The sequence below is a fragment of the Bacillus sp. ISL-51 genome, assembly GCF_018613535.1.
Taxonomy (GTDB): domain Bacteria; phylum Bacillota; class Bacilli; order Bacillales; family Bacillaceae; genus Bacillus.
Genome location: NZ_JAGGQB010000005.1, coordinates 71488 through 90051, shown reverse-complemented (window position 1 = coordinate 90051; position 18564 = coordinate 71488). Strand labels below are relative to the sequence as shown.

General features: G+C 45.0%; 22 protein-coding genes. All 22 read left to right on the top strand.

Annotated features, from left to right (window positions below):
* Positions 1-9 precede the first annotated feature (9 nt).
* Genes fliG through J7E26_RS05125 form a run of 22 tightly spaced genes read left to right on the top strand, consistent with a single transcriptional unit; the run spans position 10 to position 18561 of the window.
* Entirely contained in the window at positions 10-1026 is a 1017-nt protein-coding gene (fliG, locus tag J7E26_RS05230; protein WP_214799316.1) for a flagellar motor switch protein FliG, read from the top strand.
* Positions 1019-1774: a flagellar assembly protein FliH gene (gene fliH / locus J7E26_RS05225; RefSeq protein ID WP_214799315.1), complete on the top strand. Its 756-nt coding sequence runs from the start codon at positions 1019-1021 to the stop codon at positions 1772-1774. Before fliG ends, fliH begins: the two co-directional genes overlap by 8 nt.
* A complete protein-coding gene (gene fliI / locus J7E26_RS05220; RefSeq protein WP_214799313.1) occupies positions 1771-3087 on the top strand; it encodes a flagellar protein export ATPase FliI in 1317 nt (438 codons plus the stop codon). The genes fliH and fliI overlap by 4 nt, the downstream gene beginning before the upstream one ends.
* Positions 3088-3090: 3 nt before the next feature.
* Positions 3091-3534: a flagellar export protein FliJ gene (gene fliJ / locus J7E26_RS05215; protein ID WP_214799311.1), complete on the top strand. Its 444-nt coding sequence runs from the start codon at positions 3091-3093 to the stop codon at positions 3532-3534.
* Positions 3535-3545: 11 nt separating this feature from the next.
* The gene (locus J7E26_RS05210) at positions 3546-4154 is read left to right on the top strand and encodes a MotE family protein (protein WP_214799309.1); all 609 of its coding nucleotides are present in this window, start codon (positions 3546-3548) and stop codon (positions 4152-4154) included.
* Between the two features lie 12 nt (positions 4155-4166).
* Positions 4167-5534, top strand: a complete 1368-nt coding sequence (locus J7E26_RS05205) for a flagellar hook-length control protein FliK (RefSeq protein WP_214799307.1) — start codon at positions 4167-4169, stop codon at positions 5532-5534.
* On the top strand, positions 5535-5960 hold the full coding sequence (gene flgD / locus J7E26_RS05200) for a flagellar hook assembly protein FlgD (RefSeq protein ID WP_214799305.1): 426 nt from the start codon (positions 5535-5537) through the stop codon (positions 5958-5960). It begins immediately after the preceding gene.
* A 24-nt stretch (positions 5961-5984) separates the two neighbouring features.
* Positions 5985-6761 (top strand): flagellar basal body rod protein FlgG, encoded by a 777-nt coding sequence (gene flgG, locus J7E26_RS05195; RefSeq protein WP_214799303.1) that lies wholly within the window; start codon positions 5985-5987, stop codon positions 6759-6761.
* A gap of 39 nt (positions 6762-6800) precedes the next feature.
* Positions 6801-7016, top strand: a complete 216-nt coding sequence (swrD, locus tag J7E26_RS05190) for a swarming motility protein SwrD (RefSeq protein WP_214799301.1) — start codon at positions 6801-6803, stop codon at positions 7014-7016.
* A complete protein-coding gene (fliL, locus tag J7E26_RS05185; RefSeq protein WP_214799299.1) occupies positions 7013-7432 on the top strand; it encodes a flagellar basal body-associated protein FliL in 420 nt (139 codons plus the stop codon). The genes swrD and fliL overlap by 4 nt, the downstream gene beginning before the upstream one ends.
* A 33-nt stretch (positions 7433-7465) precedes the next feature.
* The gene (gene fliM, locus J7E26_RS05180; RefSeq protein ID WP_214799297.1) at positions 7466-8464 is read left to right on the top strand and encodes a flagellar motor switch protein FliM; all 999 of its coding nucleotides are present in this window, start codon (positions 7466-7468) and stop codon (positions 8462-8464) included.
* Positions 8454-9581, top strand: coding sequence for a flagellar motor switch phosphatase FliY (gene fliY, locus J7E26_RS05175; RefSeq protein ID WP_214799295.1), 1128 nt, complete (start codon positions 8454-8456; stop codon positions 9579-9581). The genes fliM and fliY overlap by 11 nt, the downstream gene beginning before the upstream one ends.
* A gap of 27 nt (positions 9582-9608) precedes the next feature.
* Positions 9609-9971 carry a chemotaxis protein CheY gene (gene cheY, locus J7E26_RS05170; protein ID WP_003154238.1) on the top strand — a complete coding sequence of 121 codons (363 nt, stop codon included), beginning with the start codon at positions 9609-9611 and terminating at the stop codon, positions 9969-9971.
* A 14-nt stretch (positions 9972-9985) separates the two neighbouring features.
* Complete coding sequence (gene fliZ, locus J7E26_RS05165) at positions 9986-10639, top strand: flagella biosynthesis regulatory protein FliZ (protein WP_214799293.1); 654 nt, start codon at positions 9986-9988, stop codon at positions 10637-10639.
* A complete protein-coding gene (fliP, locus tag J7E26_RS05160; protein WP_214799291.1) occupies positions 10632-11297 on the top strand; it encodes a flagellar type III secretion system pore protein FliP in 666 nt (221 codons plus the stop codon). The genes fliZ and fliP overlap by 8 nt, the downstream gene beginning before the upstream one ends.
* A 14-nt stretch (positions 11298-11311) precedes the next feature.
* A complete protein-coding gene (gene fliQ / locus J7E26_RS05155) occupies positions 11312-11581 on the top strand; it encodes a flagellar biosynthesis protein FliQ (RefSeq protein WP_061520532.1) in 270 nt (89 codons plus the stop codon).
* A 6-nt stretch (positions 11582-11587) separates the two neighbouring features.
* Positions 11588-12367 (top strand): flagellar biosynthetic protein FliR, encoded by a 780-nt coding sequence (fliR, locus tag J7E26_RS05150; protein ID WP_214799289.1) that lies wholly within the window; start codon positions 11588-11590, stop codon positions 12365-12367.
* Positions 12367-13446 carry a flagellar biosynthesis protein FlhB gene (gene flhB / locus J7E26_RS05145; protein ID WP_214799287.1) on the top strand — a complete coding sequence of 360 codons (1080 nt, stop codon included), beginning with the start codon at positions 12367-12369 and terminating at the stop codon, positions 13444-13446. Before fliR ends, flhB begins: the two co-directional genes overlap by 1 nt.
* Before the next feature lie 33 nt (positions 13447-13479).
* Positions 13480-15513: a flagellar biosynthesis protein FlhA gene (flhA, locus tag J7E26_RS05140; RefSeq protein ID WP_214799285.1), complete on the top strand. Its 2034-nt coding sequence runs from the start codon at positions 13480-13482 to the stop codon at positions 15511-15513.
* On the top strand, positions 15513-16607 hold the full coding sequence (gene flhF / locus J7E26_RS05135; protein ID WP_214799283.1) for a flagellar biosynthesis GTPase FlhF: 1095 nt from the start codon (positions 15513-15515) through the stop codon (positions 16605-16607). Before flhA ends, flhF begins: the two co-directional genes overlap by 1 nt.
* Positions 16604-17497 carry a MinD/ParA family protein gene (locus J7E26_RS05130; protein WP_214799282.1) on the top strand — a complete coding sequence of 298 codons (894 nt, stop codon included), beginning with the start codon at positions 16604-16606 and terminating at the stop codon, positions 17495-17497. Before flhF ends, J7E26_RS05130 begins: the two co-directional genes overlap by 4 nt.
* Positions 17494-18561, top strand: coding sequence for a protein-glutamate methylesterase/protein-glutamine glutaminase (locus J7E26_RS05125; RefSeq protein WP_214799280.1), 1068 nt, complete (start codon positions 17494-17496; stop codon positions 18559-18561). The genes J7E26_RS05130 and J7E26_RS05125 overlap by 4 nt, the downstream gene beginning before the upstream one ends.
* Positions 18562-18564: the final 3 nt, after the last annotated feature.

The following is an 18564-nucleotide window of genomic DNA, read 5'->3' as shown; positions in this document are numbered from 1 at the left end:
GAATGAAAAATGGCGAGACGTGATCAAAACAAGCTTACAGGAAAACAAAAAGCAGCCATCCTCATGATTTCCTTAGGCCTTGATGTATCAGCCTCCGTATACAAGCATTTGTCTGAAGAAGAAATAGAAAGGCTGACACTCGAGATTTCGGGAGTCAGAAGCGTTGACCATCAGAAAAAAGATGAAATCATTGAAGAGTTCCATAATATTGCGATTGCTCAGGACTATATTTCTCAAGGCGGATTAAATTATGCCCGCCAAGTCCTTGAAAAGGCGCTCGGAGAAGACAAGGCTGTAAGCATTTTAAACAGGCTTACCTCCTCTCTGCAGGTAAAACCGTTCGACTTTGCAAGAAAAGCGGAACCAGAGCAGATTTTGAACTTCATCCAGCAGGAGCACCCTCAAACAATGGCGCTGATTTTATCTTATCTTGACCCGGTGCAGTCCGGACAGATTTTGTCTGAGCTGAATCCGGAAGTTCAGGCTGAGGTTGCGAGAAGGATTGCCGTTATGGACAGAACGTCTCCTGAAATCATAAATGAAGTGGAGCGGGTTCTTGAACAAAAGCTGTCATCTTCCTTTACGCAGGATTATACACAGACTGGCGGCATTGAAGCTGTTGTCGAAGTGTTAAACGGCGTAGACAGAGGAACGGAAAAAACAATTCTCGATTCATTGGAAATACAGGATCCTGATTTGGCAGACGAAATCAAGAAACGGATGTTTGTCTTTGAAGATATTGTTACACTTGATAACCGCGCGATTCAGCGGGTGATCAGAGACGTTGAAAACGACGACCTTCTGCTTTCATTAAAAGTTGCGAGCGAAGAAGTCAAGGAGATCGTCTTCAGCAATATGTCGCAGCGTATGGTTGAAACCTTTAAAGAAGAAATGGAAATCATGGGACCTGTGCGTTTGCGTGACGTGGAAGAGGCGCAATCAAGAATCGTGGGTGTTGTCCGAAAACTTGAAGAAGCCGGTGAAATTGTGATCGCGCGAGGCGGAGGAGACGATATTATTGTCTAATGTGATTAAACAGCAATCATCATTTTCTCCTGAACAAAAAAGGCGAAAACTATCTTTGCAGGAAGTTCGCCAAAGTCATCCTCAGATTGATCAGGAGGGTGCCGAAAACCCGGAGGCTCTCATGGCGTTAGCCAAAGCGGAAGCTGATCGGGTTTCTGAAGAAGCGAAAAATCAGATGGAGCACACCCGTCAGCAGATTGAACAAGAGAAAAACAGCTGGGCCGAAGAAAGACAGCGGCTGATTGAAGAAGCAAAAGCAGAAGGCTACAAAGAAGGCATGGCATTGGGAAAAGCTGAAGCGGCAGATCAATATGCAGACCTCATCAGCCAAGCCAACACGATTACCGAAATGGCCAGACAGTCGGTCGAGGAGAAGCTAGAAAGCGCAGAGGAAGAAATCATTGAGCTTTCTGTTGCGCTCGCTAAAAAAGTATGGCAGCAAAAAAGCGATGATCAAGAGGCTTTCATTCTGTTAGTAAAACAGGTAATAGCCGAAGTGAAAGATTATGATGACATTTCAATTTATGTTGATCCCGAGTATTATGAAGCGGTTTATCAGCATAAGGACGAAATTCAGCAGCTGCTATACAAAGAATGCAGGTTAAGCCTGTATGCCGATGAGAAAGCCGAAAAAGGCACTTGTTATATAGAAACACCGTTTGGGCGGGTTGATGCCGGCGTAGATACCCAGCTGATGCAATTGAAGCAAAAACTTTTAACGGCGCTTGAGGCGGGAGCGGATCAATGAAAACGCAGCATTTAATAGACGCGATTGAAATGGCGGATTCGTACAAACGCTATGGCAAGGTGAAGCGAGTTATCGGACTGATGATTGAATCGAAAGGACCCGAAAGCTCGATCGGAGACGTTTGTCTGATTTATCCGAAAGGCCGGGCCGGAAAAGCGATTAAAGCTGAGGTCGTAGGCTTTCAGGATGAAAGTATTCTATTAATGCCCTATCTGGAAGCAGCCAGTATTGCACCGGGGAGCATTGTGGAAGCTACAGGCGAATCACTCCGCATCAAAGTGGGAGCAGGACTGATCGGGCAAGTAATCGACGCATTCGGTGAACCGCTTGACGGAAAGGCGCTTCCGAAAGGCTTATCCCCGGTATCTACCGAACAGTCTCCGCCAAACCCGATGAAACGGCCGCCGATCCGGGAAAAGATGGGTGTCGGTGTCAGGTCAATTGACAGCCTGCTGACTGTAGGCAAAGGACAGAGAATCGGGATTTTTGCAGGAAGCGGAGTCGGAAAAAGCACCCTGATGGGAATGATTGCAAAGCAGACGGAAGCCGACTTAAATATTATCGCTCTTGTCGGTGAACGGGGCCGCGAGGTGCGGGAATTCATTGAGAAAGATTTAGGCGCAGAAGGCCTGAAACGTTCTATCGTCGTTGTCGCTACATCTGACCAGCCCGCCTTGATGCGGCTGAAAGCAGCATATACGGCCACCGCCATTGCAGAATATTTCCGCGACAAAGGGCAGAATGTGATGTTTATGATGGATTCTGTCACGAGGGTGGCAATGGCTCAGCGGGAAATTGGGCTGGCTGCCGGCGAACCGCCGACGACAAAAGGATATACGCCTTCCGTGTTCGCTATATTACCTCGTTTATTAGAACGAACAGGCGCCAATGAACAGGGCACGATAACCGCTTTTTACACCGTTCTCGTTGACGGAGATGACATGAACGAACCCATTGCAGATACGGTCCGCGGGATTTTAGACGGACATATCGTTCTCGATCGGGCGCTTGCCAACAAAGGGCAGTTTCCCGCCGTGAATATACTGAAAAGCATCAGCAGGGTCATGTCAAACATTTCGGAAAAACAGCATTTAGATGCGGCAAACAAATTCCGCGACCTTCTGTCAACTTATCAAAACTCTGAAGATCTCATTAATATCGGGGCATACAAAAGAGGGTCATCAAGAGAAATTGATGAAGCGATTCAGTTTTACCCGCAGCTTATTCAATTTTTAAAACAAGGCACAGAAGAACCGGCTCAATTGGAAGAAAGTATCGCGGCATTGACGAGTTTGACAGGAAAAGAGGAATAAAACGTGGCGTATCAATTCAGATTTCAAAAGCTGCTGGAATTAAAGGAAAATGAAAAAGACCAATCATTATCAGAATACCGGCAATCGGTATCTGAATTTGAAACAGTAGCTGAGAAACTATATGAAAATATGAGCAAAAAAGAATTGTTGGAAAAAGATAAAGAATCAAAGCTGAGAACCGGAATGAGTGTTCAAGAAATGAGACACTACCAGCAATTCGTTTCAAATCTTGAAAACACCATTTATCATTACCAAAAGCTTGTCATTATGAAAAGAAATGAAATGAATGAGAAGCAGGATCAGCTGACAGAAAAAAACATTGAAGTAAAGAAATTTGAAAAAATGCGAGAAAAACAGTTTAATATGTTCGCTCTTGAAGATAAAGCTGCAGAAATGAGAGAAATGGATGATATTTCAATTAAGCAGTTTATGATTCAGGGGCATTAGGAGCGAATGAGATGTCCGATAAAGAAAAGGGATCTGGAAAGTTTGGTTCAATCCTGCTTTTTATCATTATTCCGCTGATTTTCCTGATCATCGTAGCAAGCATTGTGCTCTGGGCTGCCGGCGTAGACGTGATGAAGCCGATTCAGGAAACGGCCGCTAAAACGCCTGTTTTGAAACAACTGGTTCCTGAAACGAAAGAAAGCAAACATGCGGCGGAGAAGCAGCAGGAAGACAGAACGGCTTCGCTTGAGAAAACCATCAAGGAACAAAAAAGCGAAATTAATATTTTAAATAAAGATTTAGACACGAGCAAATCAGAAATAGACAGCCTGAATCAGAAAATCCGTTCACTGAAGCAGGAAGCTGAAGAACAGAAGAAAAAAACGGACGAAACGGCAAAGACCGCTGCTTCGGATTCAGCCGGGAAAGATAAAATAATCAATATATATAAAAGCATGGACAGCGGTAAGGCAGCAAGTATCATTACACAGCTAAAGGAGAAGGAAGCGCTCGATATTTTAAACGGATTAAGTAAAAAGCAGCTTGCTGAAATCTTGACGAAAATGACTCCTGAACAAGCGGCAAAATATACAGAAAAAATATCCGCTGATGAAAAATAGGGGTGATGTAAATTGAAGCTGCTTGAATTAACGGGAAACCGCATGCAGACGGCGCAAAACAGCAATGTAAAGGCAAATCAAAACAGCTTAGGTTTTTTTCAGAATTGGCTCCTGTCTGAAATCACCTCTCCTCAGCAGCCGGGAGAAGAGACGGAGACAGACAATAAAGCGCTGAAGGATGCCCTTTCGAAAATCGGCGATTGGCTGAAGGCCGGCCCGGAAGAAAAAGTACAGCAATTGGAACAGCTGCTGCAGCCGGTAAAAGCGCTTGAAGGAAAGCAGACAAATGAAACCGTCCTGTCTTTATTACACAAGCTTGCTCAATCTGTTGAAGCGCTGTTAGCCAAACAGCAGAATGAAGAGAAGCCTGACATCCAAAATCCGCAGACTTCAACGGAGGAGCTGGATTCCGGGCGTGATGCGGTTGAGTCTGGACTTCTCTTTATTCAAGGCGCTCTGTGCCAGCTTCTGCAGCATGAACAAGAGCTGCCGGACAGCACTCAGGCGCAGGCAGTTTATCAAGAAGGCAGCCGTTTATTGGATGCTTTGAAAAGCCAAGGTGTTCCGGATCGCCTGATTCAAGATCTGCAGCATACGTTATTTCCGAAAAACGAATCGGCTTCTAAGCTCTATACAATGTCGGCAGCTGAGCTGAAAAGCTTCCAAAGCGTTATAGAGCAGCTCACAGGCCTTTCTCAAAAAGGAACGAAGGAATGGAGTATGGCTGAGACCGAGCTGAAAGCGCTTGTGTTATCTCAATCATCTGAATCGTCTCAAGAGTTCGGCAGGAAAATGACGGCTTCAGCCGGAAAAACGGAAAAGGCGAACAGCGGCGCGGATGCTCCGTTAAAGGCTGCAGACAGCAAATACGCTGCACATATGCTGTTTACCGGAAACCGAAGTCTTGCTGGTATACAACAATCAGCCATCGGGACAAGCGAACAGCAGAATCCTGACAATAAACCATTGGCTGACCAGGTCATCAGCGGATGGAAACAGATGAAATATACACCGTTCGGAAAATCAACCGGCAGTTTTACGATTCGTCTGAACCCGGAAAATCTCGGATTTGTCACAATTAAGGTAACGAATGAAAACGGAATGTTTCAAAGCAAAATTATCGCATCAAGCCAATCTGCAAAAGAGCTGCTGGAACAGCATCTTCCTCAGCTGAAACAATCTCTCCCGAATATGTCGGTGCAAATCGACCGTTTCACCGTCCCGCTTCAAAGTGCGGACCAGCAGCCGGTCTACGGACAGCTTGCTGACCAGCAAAAGCAGCAGCAGGAGGGGCAGAGAGAGCAGAGGCAAAAGCAGCAGTCAAGTGATTTCGGAGATATGCTGGAAGAGCTTTCTCTTAATGAAATGGAGGAAGAATAATTGACATCAGTGAACTCAGCTGCGGCAAGCAGTGCTGCGGCTAAAAGCAACGCCGTCGCAAACAGCAGCACGAATTTAGGAAAAGACGAATTTCTGAAGATTTTAATGGCCCAAGTCCAAAACCAGGACCCGCTTAATCCGGTTGATGATAAAGAATTTATCAGTCAGATGGCGACATTTTCTTCATTAGAACAAATGATGAATCTGAATAAAACGATGACAAAATACGTGGAAAATCAAGACCCGTTTACGATGTATGTAAACTGGATCGGCAAAAATGTGACATGGACCGACAGCGACGGGACGGAGCAAACAAGTCCGGTCAATTCAGTAAAACATTCAAACGGCAATTATGTGCTCGTTCTCGAAAACGATAAAGAGGTCAGTCCGTGGAATGTCACGGCCGTAAGCCAAACTTCTAAATAAAAAGGAACCTAGGGGGAATTTGACATGTTACGTTCATTATATTCTGGTATCAGCGGGATGAAAAACTTTCAAACAAAACTTGATGTAATCGGCAATAATATCGCCAACGTCAACACAGTGGGCTTTAAGAAAAGCCGTGTCACCTTTAAAGATATGATCAGCCAAACGGTAGCCGGCGGTTCGGCAGTGACCAATTCAAAGCAGATCGGTCTAGGTGCTGCCACTTCTTCTATTGATGTCGTTCATGCTACAGGCGCGCCTCAATCAACCCAAATTAAAACTGACCTGGCCATTAACGGAGACGGCTACTTTCAAATTAATACCGGGGCAGGAATCGCTTATACACGGGCCGGGAATTTCGGGAAGGACAATGATGGAAATATTGTCACAACCGACGGTTACTACCTTGAAAAAATCGGCGGCGGCAAAATCAATATTCCTACTGATGCGAAAGATTACAGCATCGGCCCGGACGGCACCGTTACATACACTGATTCAGGGGATGAAGTCCACAATGCGGGACAAATCGGGCTTGTTACTTTCCCAAACAGTGACGGTCTTGAAAAAATCGGGGGCAACCTCTACGGAGAATCATTAAGTTCGGGAGCGCCGAGCGCAGTCAACATTCCGGGAGAAAACGGCACGGGTAAGCTTCTGCCGGGCTATCTTGAAATGTCCAATGTTGATTTAACAGATGAATTTACCGAAATGATTGTTGCTCAGCGCGGTTTCCAATCAAACTCAAAAATCATTACGACATCAGATGAAATCCTTCAGGAGCTGGTTAATCTGAAACGGTAAGGAGGGAGGAGAGGCGGTTAAACCGCTTCTCCGGATTTTATGATTAAAGTCACCCGTTTAAACGGCCAGCCTTTTACGCTTAACGCGCTGTTTATCGAGCAGATTGAGTGCTTCCCGGATACTACGATTACACTGTCCAACGGCAAAAAGTTCGTAGTAAAGGAAACGGAAGAAACAGTGCTGGAAAAGGTCGTATCGTTTTATCACAACATACAAATATTTTCACTGGATCAGGGAATAGAGGAAGAAGAATGAAGAAAAAATTAGTCATCATTATGCTGATTATTTTGGTTGTCATTGCCGGCCTCGGAGCCGCAGCATATTTTGTCGCAAGCGGAAATTCCGAGAAAGACAAAAAGCCGACAATTGATGAAGTCGTTGCAGCTACTGTGTCTGTAGACGATATTACGACAAACTTAAAGTCAAACACCATCATCCGCATAGGAATCAAGCTTGAAACAGACTCGTCAAAAGCGAAGGAAGAACTTGAAAAACGCGATTTTCAGGTGAAGGACAACATTATTTCCATTTTAGCTGATACAAGCGCCGACGAGATTGAGGGAGATAAAGGAAGAGAAGCGTTTAAAGATACATTAAAAGAGAAAATAAACAGCTATCTCCAAGCAGGAAAAGTTCAGAAAGTGTACATTACCTCCTTTAATCTGCAATAAAAACGAATTTGACAGAATACGGAGGTGAAGAAAATGTCAGGAGAAGTTCTCTCCCAAAATGAAATCGACGCATTGCTTTCTGCTATATCAACGGGTGAAGCGGATGCGGAAGAGCTGAAAAAGGAAGTAAAAGAGAAAAAAGTAAAGGTATATGATTTTAAACGGGCTCTCAGGTTTTCTAAAGACCAGATACGGAGTTTAACCCGGATACATGATAACTTTGCGAGGCTTCTCACAACACACTTTTCTGCAAAGCTCAGAACTTATATTCACATATCTGTCAGCTCAGTTGACCAGGTGCCGTATGAGGAGTTTATCCGCTCAATACCGAACATGACGATCTTAAATTTATTTGACGTCCATCCGATGGAAGGCAGAATTATGATGGAGGTTAATCCTACCATCGCATACGCCATGCTTGACCGCGTCATGGGAGGCATCGGAATCACCCATAACAAGGCGGACAATCTCACGGAAATTGAAACTAATATTATTTCTAATTTATTTGAAAATGCACTGGGCAACTACAAAGAAGCGTGGCAATCCATTGCCGATATTGATCCTGAAATGACCGAATTTGAAGTGAATCCTCAATTTGTGCAAATGGTTTCACCTAATGAAACTGTTGTTGTGATTTCACTCAATACGCAAATCGGTGAAATCAGCGGTGTCATCAATCTTTGTATTCCGCACGTTGTGCTTGAGCCGATTATACCTAAGCTTTCCGTTCATTATTGGATGCAATCTGAACGAAATGAAGCAAAGCCGGAAGAAACGAAGTCTCTTGAAAAGCGCATCATGACGGCTCAAGTTCCTGTTGTGGCTCTATTGGGCGCTTCTGAACTGACAATAGAAGAGTTTTTAAGTTTGGAAGTCGGGGACTGTATTACTCTAGACAAATCAGTGACTGCTCCTCTTACTGTATTGGTCGGAAACAAACCGAAATTCTCAGGGCAGGCCGGCCGGGTGAATCGTAGACAGGCAGTGCAAATTTTAGATCACGACATAAGAGGTGAACAAGATGAACAATAGATTATCTCAAGATGAAATCGATGCTCTTCTTAATGGCAGCAGTCAATCGGAGGAGTCTGAACAGCCCGGCATGAACTTGTCTGAGCTGGAGCGTGATGCGATCGGAGAAATCGGAAACATTTCATTCGGCAGCTCGGCTACGGCGCTTTCCACCCTTTTAAATCAAAAAGTGGACATTACAACGCCGAGTGTGACCGTCATTTCAAAAAGCAAAATCAGCGATGAATTTCCTCATCCGTATGTTGCGATTGAAGTGAACTATACAGAAGGTTTTGACGGCAGCAACTTGCTTGTTGTCGAACAAAACGACGCGGCGATCATTGCTGACCTGATGATCGGAGGGGATGGCAAAGGTGCTGACCCTTCACTCGGTGAAATCCATCTGAGCGCCGTACAGGAAGCGATGAACCAAATGATGGGGTCGGCGGCAACGTCTATGTCGACCGTATTCAGTAAAAAGATTGATATTTCTCCGCCGCGGGTTGAACTGCTTGATGTGACAGAAGAAAAGGGCACAGACAGAATACCTGAGGATGATTTGCTTGTAAAAGTTTCATTCCGGTTAAAGGTCGGAGAATTAATAGATTCGAGCATTATGCAGCTTTATCCGATCACGTTTGCGAAAGATCTGATCGCAGAGCTGATGAATACGGATGAGACCCAAGAAAGTATGCAGGTATCAGAACCGCAGGAAACGTACGAGCCGCAGCCGGAACCGGCTGTTCAGCAAGAACCGCAGTCAAAACCGGAGCAGCAGACGCAGAAGAGACAGGGAACTCCCAAAAAAGCTGCACCTGTTCAAGTCGCGCCGGTGGAATTTCAAGCATTTGATCAAAATGACGCGGCACACGCTTCCAGAAATAACCTTGACATGCTGATGGATATTCCGCTTTCTATTACGGTTGAGCTTGGAAGAACGAAAAGAAGCGTCAAGGAAATACTTGAGCTTTCTGCTGGAAGTATAATCGAGCTGGACAAGCTTGCGGGTGAACCTGTTGATATTTTAGTCAATCAGCGGATCGTAGCCAAAGGCGAGGTAGTTGTAATTGAAGAAAACTTCGGCGTAAGAGTCACTGATATTTTAAGTCAGGCAGACCGCCTTAACAATTTAAAATAACCGAACAATAGAGGAGAGAAACAGATTATGGCACACAGAATTTTAATTGTAGACGATGCAGCATTTATGAGAATGATGATAAAGGATATTTTAGTAAAAAACGGTTTTGACGTCGTGGCCGAAGCATCAGACGGAGCGCAGGCCGTTGAAAAATTCAAAGAGCATTCACCTGACCTGGTGACGATGGATATTACAATGCCGGAAATGGACGGAATTACGGCTTTAAAAGAAATCAAACAAATCGATCCGCAGGCAAAAATCATCATGTGTTCCGCCATGGGCCAGCAGTCAATGGTTATTGACGCGATTCAAGCCGGCGCAAAAGACTTTATCGTGAAACCGTTCCAAGCGGACCGCGTGCTTGAAGCAATTAATAAAACATTAAGCTAAAGGGTGTACGACTGTTGAAAAAGAGTCATGGTTTACTAGCTTTGATTTGTTGTTTCGTTTTACTCAATGTACATCCGTTCGCTGCTTTTGCAGCGGGGTCTGACAACTCAACTGTCAACGAATGGTTTGACAAACAATCAACAAACAAAACAGAGAAAAAAAGCGATAAAACGAAACAAACGGCTGATGATGAGATAGGGGATGCTTCTGCATCTTCTGTCTCAGCTTTTGATTTTGTGAAGATGATTGCAGCGCTATTATTTGTCATTCTGCTGATCTATGGATTTGTCAAACTGATGAATAAAAGAAACCGCCTGCTAAAGCCGTTTCAATATGTGGAAAATATCGGCGGAACCTCAGTCGGCCAAAATCGTTCGGTGCAGCTGATTAAAGTCGGAAACAGCGTATTGGTAGTCGGTGTCGGCGATACAATCCAGCTCTTGAAAGAAATTGAAGATGAAAAAGAGCGAGAAGCGATACTGAGCCAATATGAAGAGGCGATGTCCTCTAAGATGGAATGGCCTAAAATTGTGAGTCCGCGCAAGGGTTCAGAGAAAAAGCCTCAAACCATGCTCCCGACGTTTTCAAAAGCGTTAAAAGAGCAGCTGAACGAACTGAAACAAAACCGTTCTGAAGGAAAGAAGAAAGGCCCGTATCATCATGAATGAGTTCATTAATCTTTTTAATTCAAGCAATCCGACCGAAGTCAGCTCAACTGTTAAATTACTATTGCTCTTGACTGTATTTTCAGTGGCGCCGGGCATCCTGATTTTAATGACCTGCTTTACGAGAATCGTCATCGTCCTTTCTTTTGTCAGAACGTCACTGGCGACGCAGAACATGCCTCCGAATCAGGTTTTAATCGGGCTCGCGCTGTTTTTAACATTTTTTATTATGGCTCCGACATTTTCAGAGATTAATAAGGAAGCCTTAACACCTTTGATGGATAACAAAATCAGTCTCGACGAAGCTTATACAAAAGCCGAGAAGCCGATTAAAGAGTTTATGAGCAAACATACAAGGCAGAAGGATCTGGCGCTGTTTATGAACTACGCCAAAATGAAAAAACCTGAATCGCTGCAGGATATTCCTTTGACGACGATGGTGCCTGCCTATGCGATCTCAGAACTCAAAACCGCTTTTCAAATGGGCTTTATGATCTTTATTCCGTTTTTGATTATCGATATGGTTGTGGCCAGTGTTTTAATGTCAATGGGGATGATGATGCTTCCGCCGGTTATGATCTCTCTGCCCTTTAAAATATTGCTTTTTGTTTTGGTCGACGGATGGTATTTAATCGTGAAATCTTTGCTTGACAGCTTTTAGGGTAGGTGCTAAATGTGAGTTCAGAATTTGTAATTTCCATGGCGGAAAAAGCCGTATATGTAACACTTATGATCAGCGGGCCGCTCTTGGCAATCGCTTTAATAGTCGGTTTGCTCGTCAGTATCTTTCAAGCGACAACTCAAATCCAGGAACAGACTCTCGCTTTCATCCCGAAGATTGTGGCGGTTATGCTCGGGCTGATCTTTTTCGGTCCGTGGATGCTGTCAACGATTCTTTCGTTTACAACTGAGCTGTTCTCTCATCTGAACCGATTTGCAGGGTAGAATCAAATGAATTCAATCATTGATTTATTTCCCGCTTTTTTATTGGTTTTTATTAGAATTTCTGCTTTTTTTGTTACGGTTCCGCTGTTCGGCCACCGAAATGTGCCGGCCGTTCACCGTATCGGCTTTGCCTTTTTTCTTTCGGTGATTTGCTTCAGCACACTGCAGCATGCACCGTCAATTGAAATAGGGGAACAGTATATGCTTCTTGCCGTAAAAGAGGCAGTCGTCGGTTTGAGTCTCGGCCTGATCGCTTACATGATAATGGCAGCTATTCAAATAGCCGGCTCCTTTATCGATTTTCAAATGGGGTTTGCCATTGCCAATGTGATTGATCCGCAGTCAGGGTCTCAAAGTCCTTTGATCGGCCAATTCGTGTATACGATGGCGCTGTTATTTATGCTCAGCGTAAATGCCCATTACCTTTTGCTGGACGGTATTTATTACAGCTTTCAGTATATTCCGCTTGATCAGGCATTTCCGGCGTTTGGAAATGAACAGTTTGCACTTTTTATCGCAAAAAGCTTCAATGCCATGTTTATTATCGCTTTTCAAATGTCGGCGCCGGTTGTGGCCAGTCTGTTTTTAGTTGATTTAGCCCTCGGCATTGTGGCAAGGACTGTGCCGCAGCTGAACGTTTTCGTTGTCGGGCTTCCTTTAAAAATAGCTGTCAGCTTTATTATGCTGATCGTTTGTATGTCCGTGATGTTTGTCGTGGTTCGCAGTATTTTCAGCCTCACCGTTGAAACGATGCGAAATCTATTGGCATTGGTCGGTGTGACATAATGAGATTAAGACTGGATCTGCAATTCTTTGCAGGAGAAAAAACAGAGAAAGCCACACCGAAAAAACGAAAGGACACAAGGAAGAAAGGACAGGTTGCGAAAAGCACGGATGTCAATACAGCGGTTTCGTTATTGCTGATTTTCCTTTCGCTATTAGCAATCGGGCCTTTTATGAGGGACAGGCTGCTGTCTTTTATTAAAAGGTTTTATACCAAATCAATCTCGATGCAGCTGTCAATGTCTAGCGTGCACGAGCTGTTTGTTGATGTGGTAAAAGATATAGCCATTATTCTTGCGCCGATTTTGCTTGTTGCCCTTCTGGCGGGTGTCATAAGCAATTACATGCAGGTGGGATTCTTGTTTTCTGCAGAAGTCCTTAAGCCTGATCTCAATAAGATCAGCCCGTTAAAAGGTTTTAAGCGAATCTACAGTATCAGGGCAATCGTTGAACTGATTAAATCCATTTTGAAAATTGCCGTGGTCGGTTTTGCCGCTTTTCTTGTGCTCTGGCTGCATTATGGCGACATTCTGCGCCTCCCGCTTTTAACGCCGGCTGAAGTCCTTACCTTCGTTTCCAAGCTGACCCTTTGGATGGGTCTTGCCGGATCGGGGGCTTTAATGGTATTGGCGGGTCTTGATTATTTATATCAGCGATTTGACTATGAAAAAAATATCAGAATGTCAAAGCAGGATATAAAAGATGAATATAAAAAGTCGGAGGGTGATCCGATTATCAAGTCCAAAATTAAGCAGAAGCAGCGGGAAATGGCCATGAGGCGGATGATGCAGGAAGTGCCGAAGGCCGATGTCATCATTACCAACCCGACCCATTATGCGATCGCTTTAAAATATGACGAGAAGAAGATGGATGCCCCCTATATCGTTGCCAAAGGGGTCGATCACCTCGCCTTAAAAATCAGGCAAATTGCCAAAGAGCATGATGTCATGACGATTGAAAACAGACCGCTTGCGCGTGCGTTATATGACCAGGTTGAGATTGACCAGCCCGTGCCGGAGGATTTTTTCAAAGTCATCGCAGAAATTTTAGCTTATGTATATAAAACGAAACAAAAAGTATAGTGAATTTCAGATTCAAAAGGAGAGAAAAACAGCATGTCAACAAGAGATTTATCGGTTTTAATAAGTGTTGTCCTCATTGTGGCAATGCTGGTGATTCCATTTCCTCCATGGTTGTTAAGTATTTTGATCATCATTAATATCTCTCTTGCGTTGATCGTGCTTCTCACCACAATGAATATGCAAGAACCGCTGCAGTTCTCAATTTTCCCGTCATTGCTGCTATTGCTGACGTTGTTTCGGCTCGCGCTTAATGTTTCGACGACCCGTTCCATTCTTTCTCACGGAGAAGGCGGAAAAGTTGTTGAGACATTCGGGAATTTCGTTGTCGGCGGAAATGTGCTGGTAGGACTTGTTGTCTTTATTATTTTAATTATTATTCAATTTATCGTTATTACCAAAGGCGCCGAACGTGTGTCAGAAGTCGCTGCCAGATTTACGCTTGATGCAATGCCGGGAAAACAAATGAGTATTGACGCTGATTTAAATGCCGGCATGATCACGGAGCAGGACGCGAAACACAGGCGTGAAAAAGTCGGAAGAGAAGCTGACTTTTACGGTGCGATGGACGGTGCGAGTAAATTTGTTAAAGGGGACGCCATCGCCGGAATTATTATCGTGATGATTAATATTATCTTCGGAATTGTTATCGGCATGCTTCAGCAGGGGATGAGTATTCAAGAGGCAGCTTCTCACTTTACAATGCTGACGGTCGGTGACGGAATCGTCTCCCAAATGCCCGCCCTGCTTATTTCCACGGCTACGGGAATTGTCGTAACGAGAGCGGCGTCAGACGGAAACCTCGGTCACGATATTACAGGACAGCTGTTTGCATATCCTAAGCTTTTGTATGTAGCGGCAGCCACCGTTCTTTTGCTCGGTCTCTTTACGCCAATCGGCATCCTGCTTACGGGCCCTATTGCCGGCTTGCTGGCGTTTGGCGCTTACACGCTGTCCAAAACCGCCAAACCGAACGAAGAAGAGGAAGAAATTCTTGAAGAAGAGGCTCAAGTGGATGAACTGAAAAGTCCGGAAAGCGTTGTGCAGCTTCTGCATATTGATCCGATCGAATTCGAATTCGGCTACGGTCTCATCCCGCTTGCAGATGCGGGGCAGGGCGGTGATCTTCTGGATCGGATCGTCATGATCAGACGCCAGCTTGCGCTTGAATTAGGGCTTGTGATTCCGGTTGTCCGCATTCGGGATAATATCGCGCTTCAGCCGAACGAATACCGATTGAAAATCAAAGGCAACGAAGTCGCAAAAGGTGAACTTTTGCTCGATCATTATTTAGCAATGTCACCGACGCCTGAAGATGACATCATTGAAGGAATTGAAACGGTTGAACCGTCGTTCGGGCTTCCCGCGAAATGGATCGGAGAAGCCGCTAAGGACGAAGCGGACATGCTCGGCTATACGGTTGTTGATCCCGCGTCTGTCGTATCTACGCATATTACAGAAAAAATGAAACAGCATGCCCATGAACTGGTCGGCAGACAGGAAACAAAACAGCTTATCGATCATCTGAAGGAGAATTACCCTGTGCTTGTGGATGAAGTCACCCCTAATCCGTTATCTGTCGGCGACATTCAAAAGGTGCTAGCGAAACTATTGAAGGAAAAGGTATCGATTCGGAACCTGGTTACCATTTTTGAAACACTTGCCGATTACGGAAAATTAACGACGGATTCGGACCTTTTGACAGAATATGCGAGGCAGTCACTGGCCAAACAAATTACCGCCCAGTACGCAAGAGATGATGAAACACTGAAAGTCATGACATGCTCAGGGCGGGTGGAAAAGGCGATTGCAGATGGCGTGCAGCAGACTGAACAAGGCAATTATTTGTCGCTTGAGCCTGACGTGTCAGACAGCATCATCCGTTCAGTCGCCAAAGAGGCTGAGCAGCTTTCAATCCGGCAGGAAACAGCCATTCTTCTTTGCTCTCCTCCGGTCAGAATGTATGTAAAACAGCTGTTAGAACGCTATTTCCCTGATCTTCCGGTTCTTTCCTATAATGAGCTTGAAGCAAATGTTGAAGTACAAAGCATTGGAGTGGTGGATATTTAATGAAGATTAAAAAATTTACGGCCGCTTCAATGCAGGAAGCCGCAAAACAAATCAAAAAAGAACTCGGCAACGACGCCGTGATTTTAAATTCGAAACAAGTGAAAAAACGAAAATGGCTTGGCTTTCGGGCGGAGCAGGCTGTTGAAGTGATTGCGGTGTTAGATCGGGACGTAAGGGAAGCGAAAAAAACTCCGCCAAATATCGGCGAGGAGAAGAAAAAGACGGAAATGACAGACACCGTGCCAACCATTCAGCCGCCTCAGCAAGCGCCGAATCAAAGCACGTCCTATGATCTGTCTCATTACAAAGAAGTGCTGCCTGAACCTTTAAAGAAAGCGGAACGTCTTTTGGATAAAGCGGGGCTTACAGACCAAATGCAGAAAACGGTTTTGAGTGAGCTCCTCAATTCTTCAATTGCAGCAGGCGATTTGACTAAAGAGAACGTCGTTGTCAAATTGCAGGAACTATTAGCTGAAAAGCTTCCTTCAAAAGACAGGTGGCAGGAAGGCATTCAATCAAAATACGTGGTGCTTTTTGGTTCAACAGGAGCCGGGAAAACGACAACTCTCGCGAAACTGGCCGCTTCATCGATGCTTGCGGAGCATAAGAAAATTGCGTTTATAACGACGGATACTTACCGGATCGCCGCGGTCGAACAGCTGAAAACATATGCGGAGCTGTTACAGGCGCCCCTTGAAGTATGCTATTCGAAAGAAGAATGTCTTAAAGCCCAAGCCAAATTTGCGGAATATGACCATGTCTTTATCGATACCGCGGGAAGAAACTTTAAAGAAGAGCAATATATTACGGAATTACAAGAGATGATTCCGTTCGAATCCGGCTTACAATCGTTTCTTGTATTATCGGCATCTGCAAAATATGAAGATATGAAACAGGTGCTGACACGGTTTTCCGATGTTCCGGTGAATCAATTCATCTTTACGAAAACAGATGAGACCGCCTCACTCGGTTCGGTTTATCAAGTGCTGACAGAATCAAGGATCGGCGCGGCTTTTTTGACAAACGGACAAAATGTGCCTGAGGACATACTGACTGTTTCTCCGAAAGACTTCGTAAGGATGCTTATGGCATGAAACCCGATCAGGCCGAGTCATTAAGAAGAAAAATGAAACAGCGGCAGCTGATGAAGCCGCAGCTGCATGAAAAGAAAGCAAAGACATTGGCAGTCATCAGCGGAAAGGGCGGAGTCGGAAAATCCAATATCACGTTAAATTTGGCACTTTCCCTGCAGGAAAAAGGGGAAAATGTGCTCATTATCGATCTCGATATCGGAATGGGAAACATTGATGTGCTGATCGGGGCTTCTTCTTCCCGCACCGTCATCGATGTGATGGAGAACCGGTATGCGCTGGCTCAATCACTGTCTGCCGGTCCGAAAGGCATCCGCTACATATCCGGAGGGACGGGGCTTGATGTCATATACCGGGCGGACAGGGAGAAGTGGTCGTATTTTATGAATGATCTTTCCGCTGTTTTAAGAGACTTTGATTATGTTTTGTTTGACATGGGAGCGGGTTTATCAAAAGAGCAGCTGCCGTTTATTTTATCAGCGGAAGAGATTCTCGCCGTCACAACGCCTGAGCCGACGGCCATTATGGATGCCTACAGCGCAATTAAACATCTCTTGATTGCAGATGAGCGGCTGTCGATAAGCATTGCCGTTAATCGCGCCCGCAGCAAAAAAAATGCACTGGATACTTTTGCCCGCCTTTCTCACGCGATTCACACGTTTTTGGGTGCGGACGTCAAGTTCGCCGGCTCTATACCGGATGATCCGCTTGTGAGTCAGGCTGTGATTGACCAGGTGCCTTTTTTAATAAAAAGTCCTCAAGCAAAAGCCAGCAGGTCCGTCCGTCTGCTGGCGGATGTCTTGTTTCAAACGGAAGAAAACAAACCTAGAGAAGAAAAACCGGCATTTATTGAGAAATTATCTTCTTTTTTGATGAGGAGGACTTTACATTGATTCGTGTGCTTGTCGTTGATGACTCAGCTTTTATGAGAAAGATGATTACCGATTTTCTGGCCGCGGAAATACAGATAGAAGTCATCGGGACTGCAAGAAACGGAGAAGAGGCGTTAAAAAAAATAGAGCTTCTTCAGCCGGATGTTGTCACGCTTGATATTGAAATGCCGGTCATGAACGGAACGGATACATTGCGGAAAATCATCGACATTTATAAACTTCCGGTGATTATGGTATCGAGCCAGACACAGCAAGGAAAAGACCGCACGATTAACTGCTTGGAAATGGGAGCGTTTGACTTTATTACAAAGCCTTCCGGAGCGATTTCCCTTGATCTTTATAAAATTAAAGAGCAGCTGATTGAACGAGTCATCGCTGCCGGACTGTCTCAATCCAAAAAACCAGAAGCGGTTTCGGCCGAACCCCTCACGCCTAAACGCCCGGCTGCAGCCGGGCTTGAAAAACCGAAAATAAGATCGGCCAAGCAGGCTGTATTCATTGCGACGTCTACAGGAGGGCCGCGGGCGCTGCAAAAGGTCATTCCGAACCTGCCGAAGGATTTAAACGCGCCGGTCCTTGTCGTTCAGCATATGCCTGAAGGCTTTACCGCTTCACTTGCAGACAGGCTGAACCACTTGTCAGATATACAGGTGAAAGAAGCAGAAAACGGTGAAGAAGCAAAAGCAGGCTGTGTGTATATCGCCCCGGGCGGAAAAAACATGACGGTTATACAAGACGGCGGGAGACTCCGCATTGTTCTTGATGTTCATGACACGGCAAGCAGGCATAAGCCGTCAGCCGATTATTTGTTTCGTTCAGCGAGCAGATTGCACGATTATGAAAAGGTGGCCGTCATTATGACCGGCATGGGCAGTGACGGAACCGAAGGCGTAAAAGAAATGCTTAGAGCCGGCGGTGTCAAAACGATTGCGGAATCGGCCGAATCGTGTGTTGTGTTCGGAATGCCGAAGTCAGCCATAAAAGCGGGACTCATTCATGACATTAAACATGTAGAAGATATCGCAGCATCCATCACGAGCTGTGTGAAAAAAGAGAGGGTGTGAATC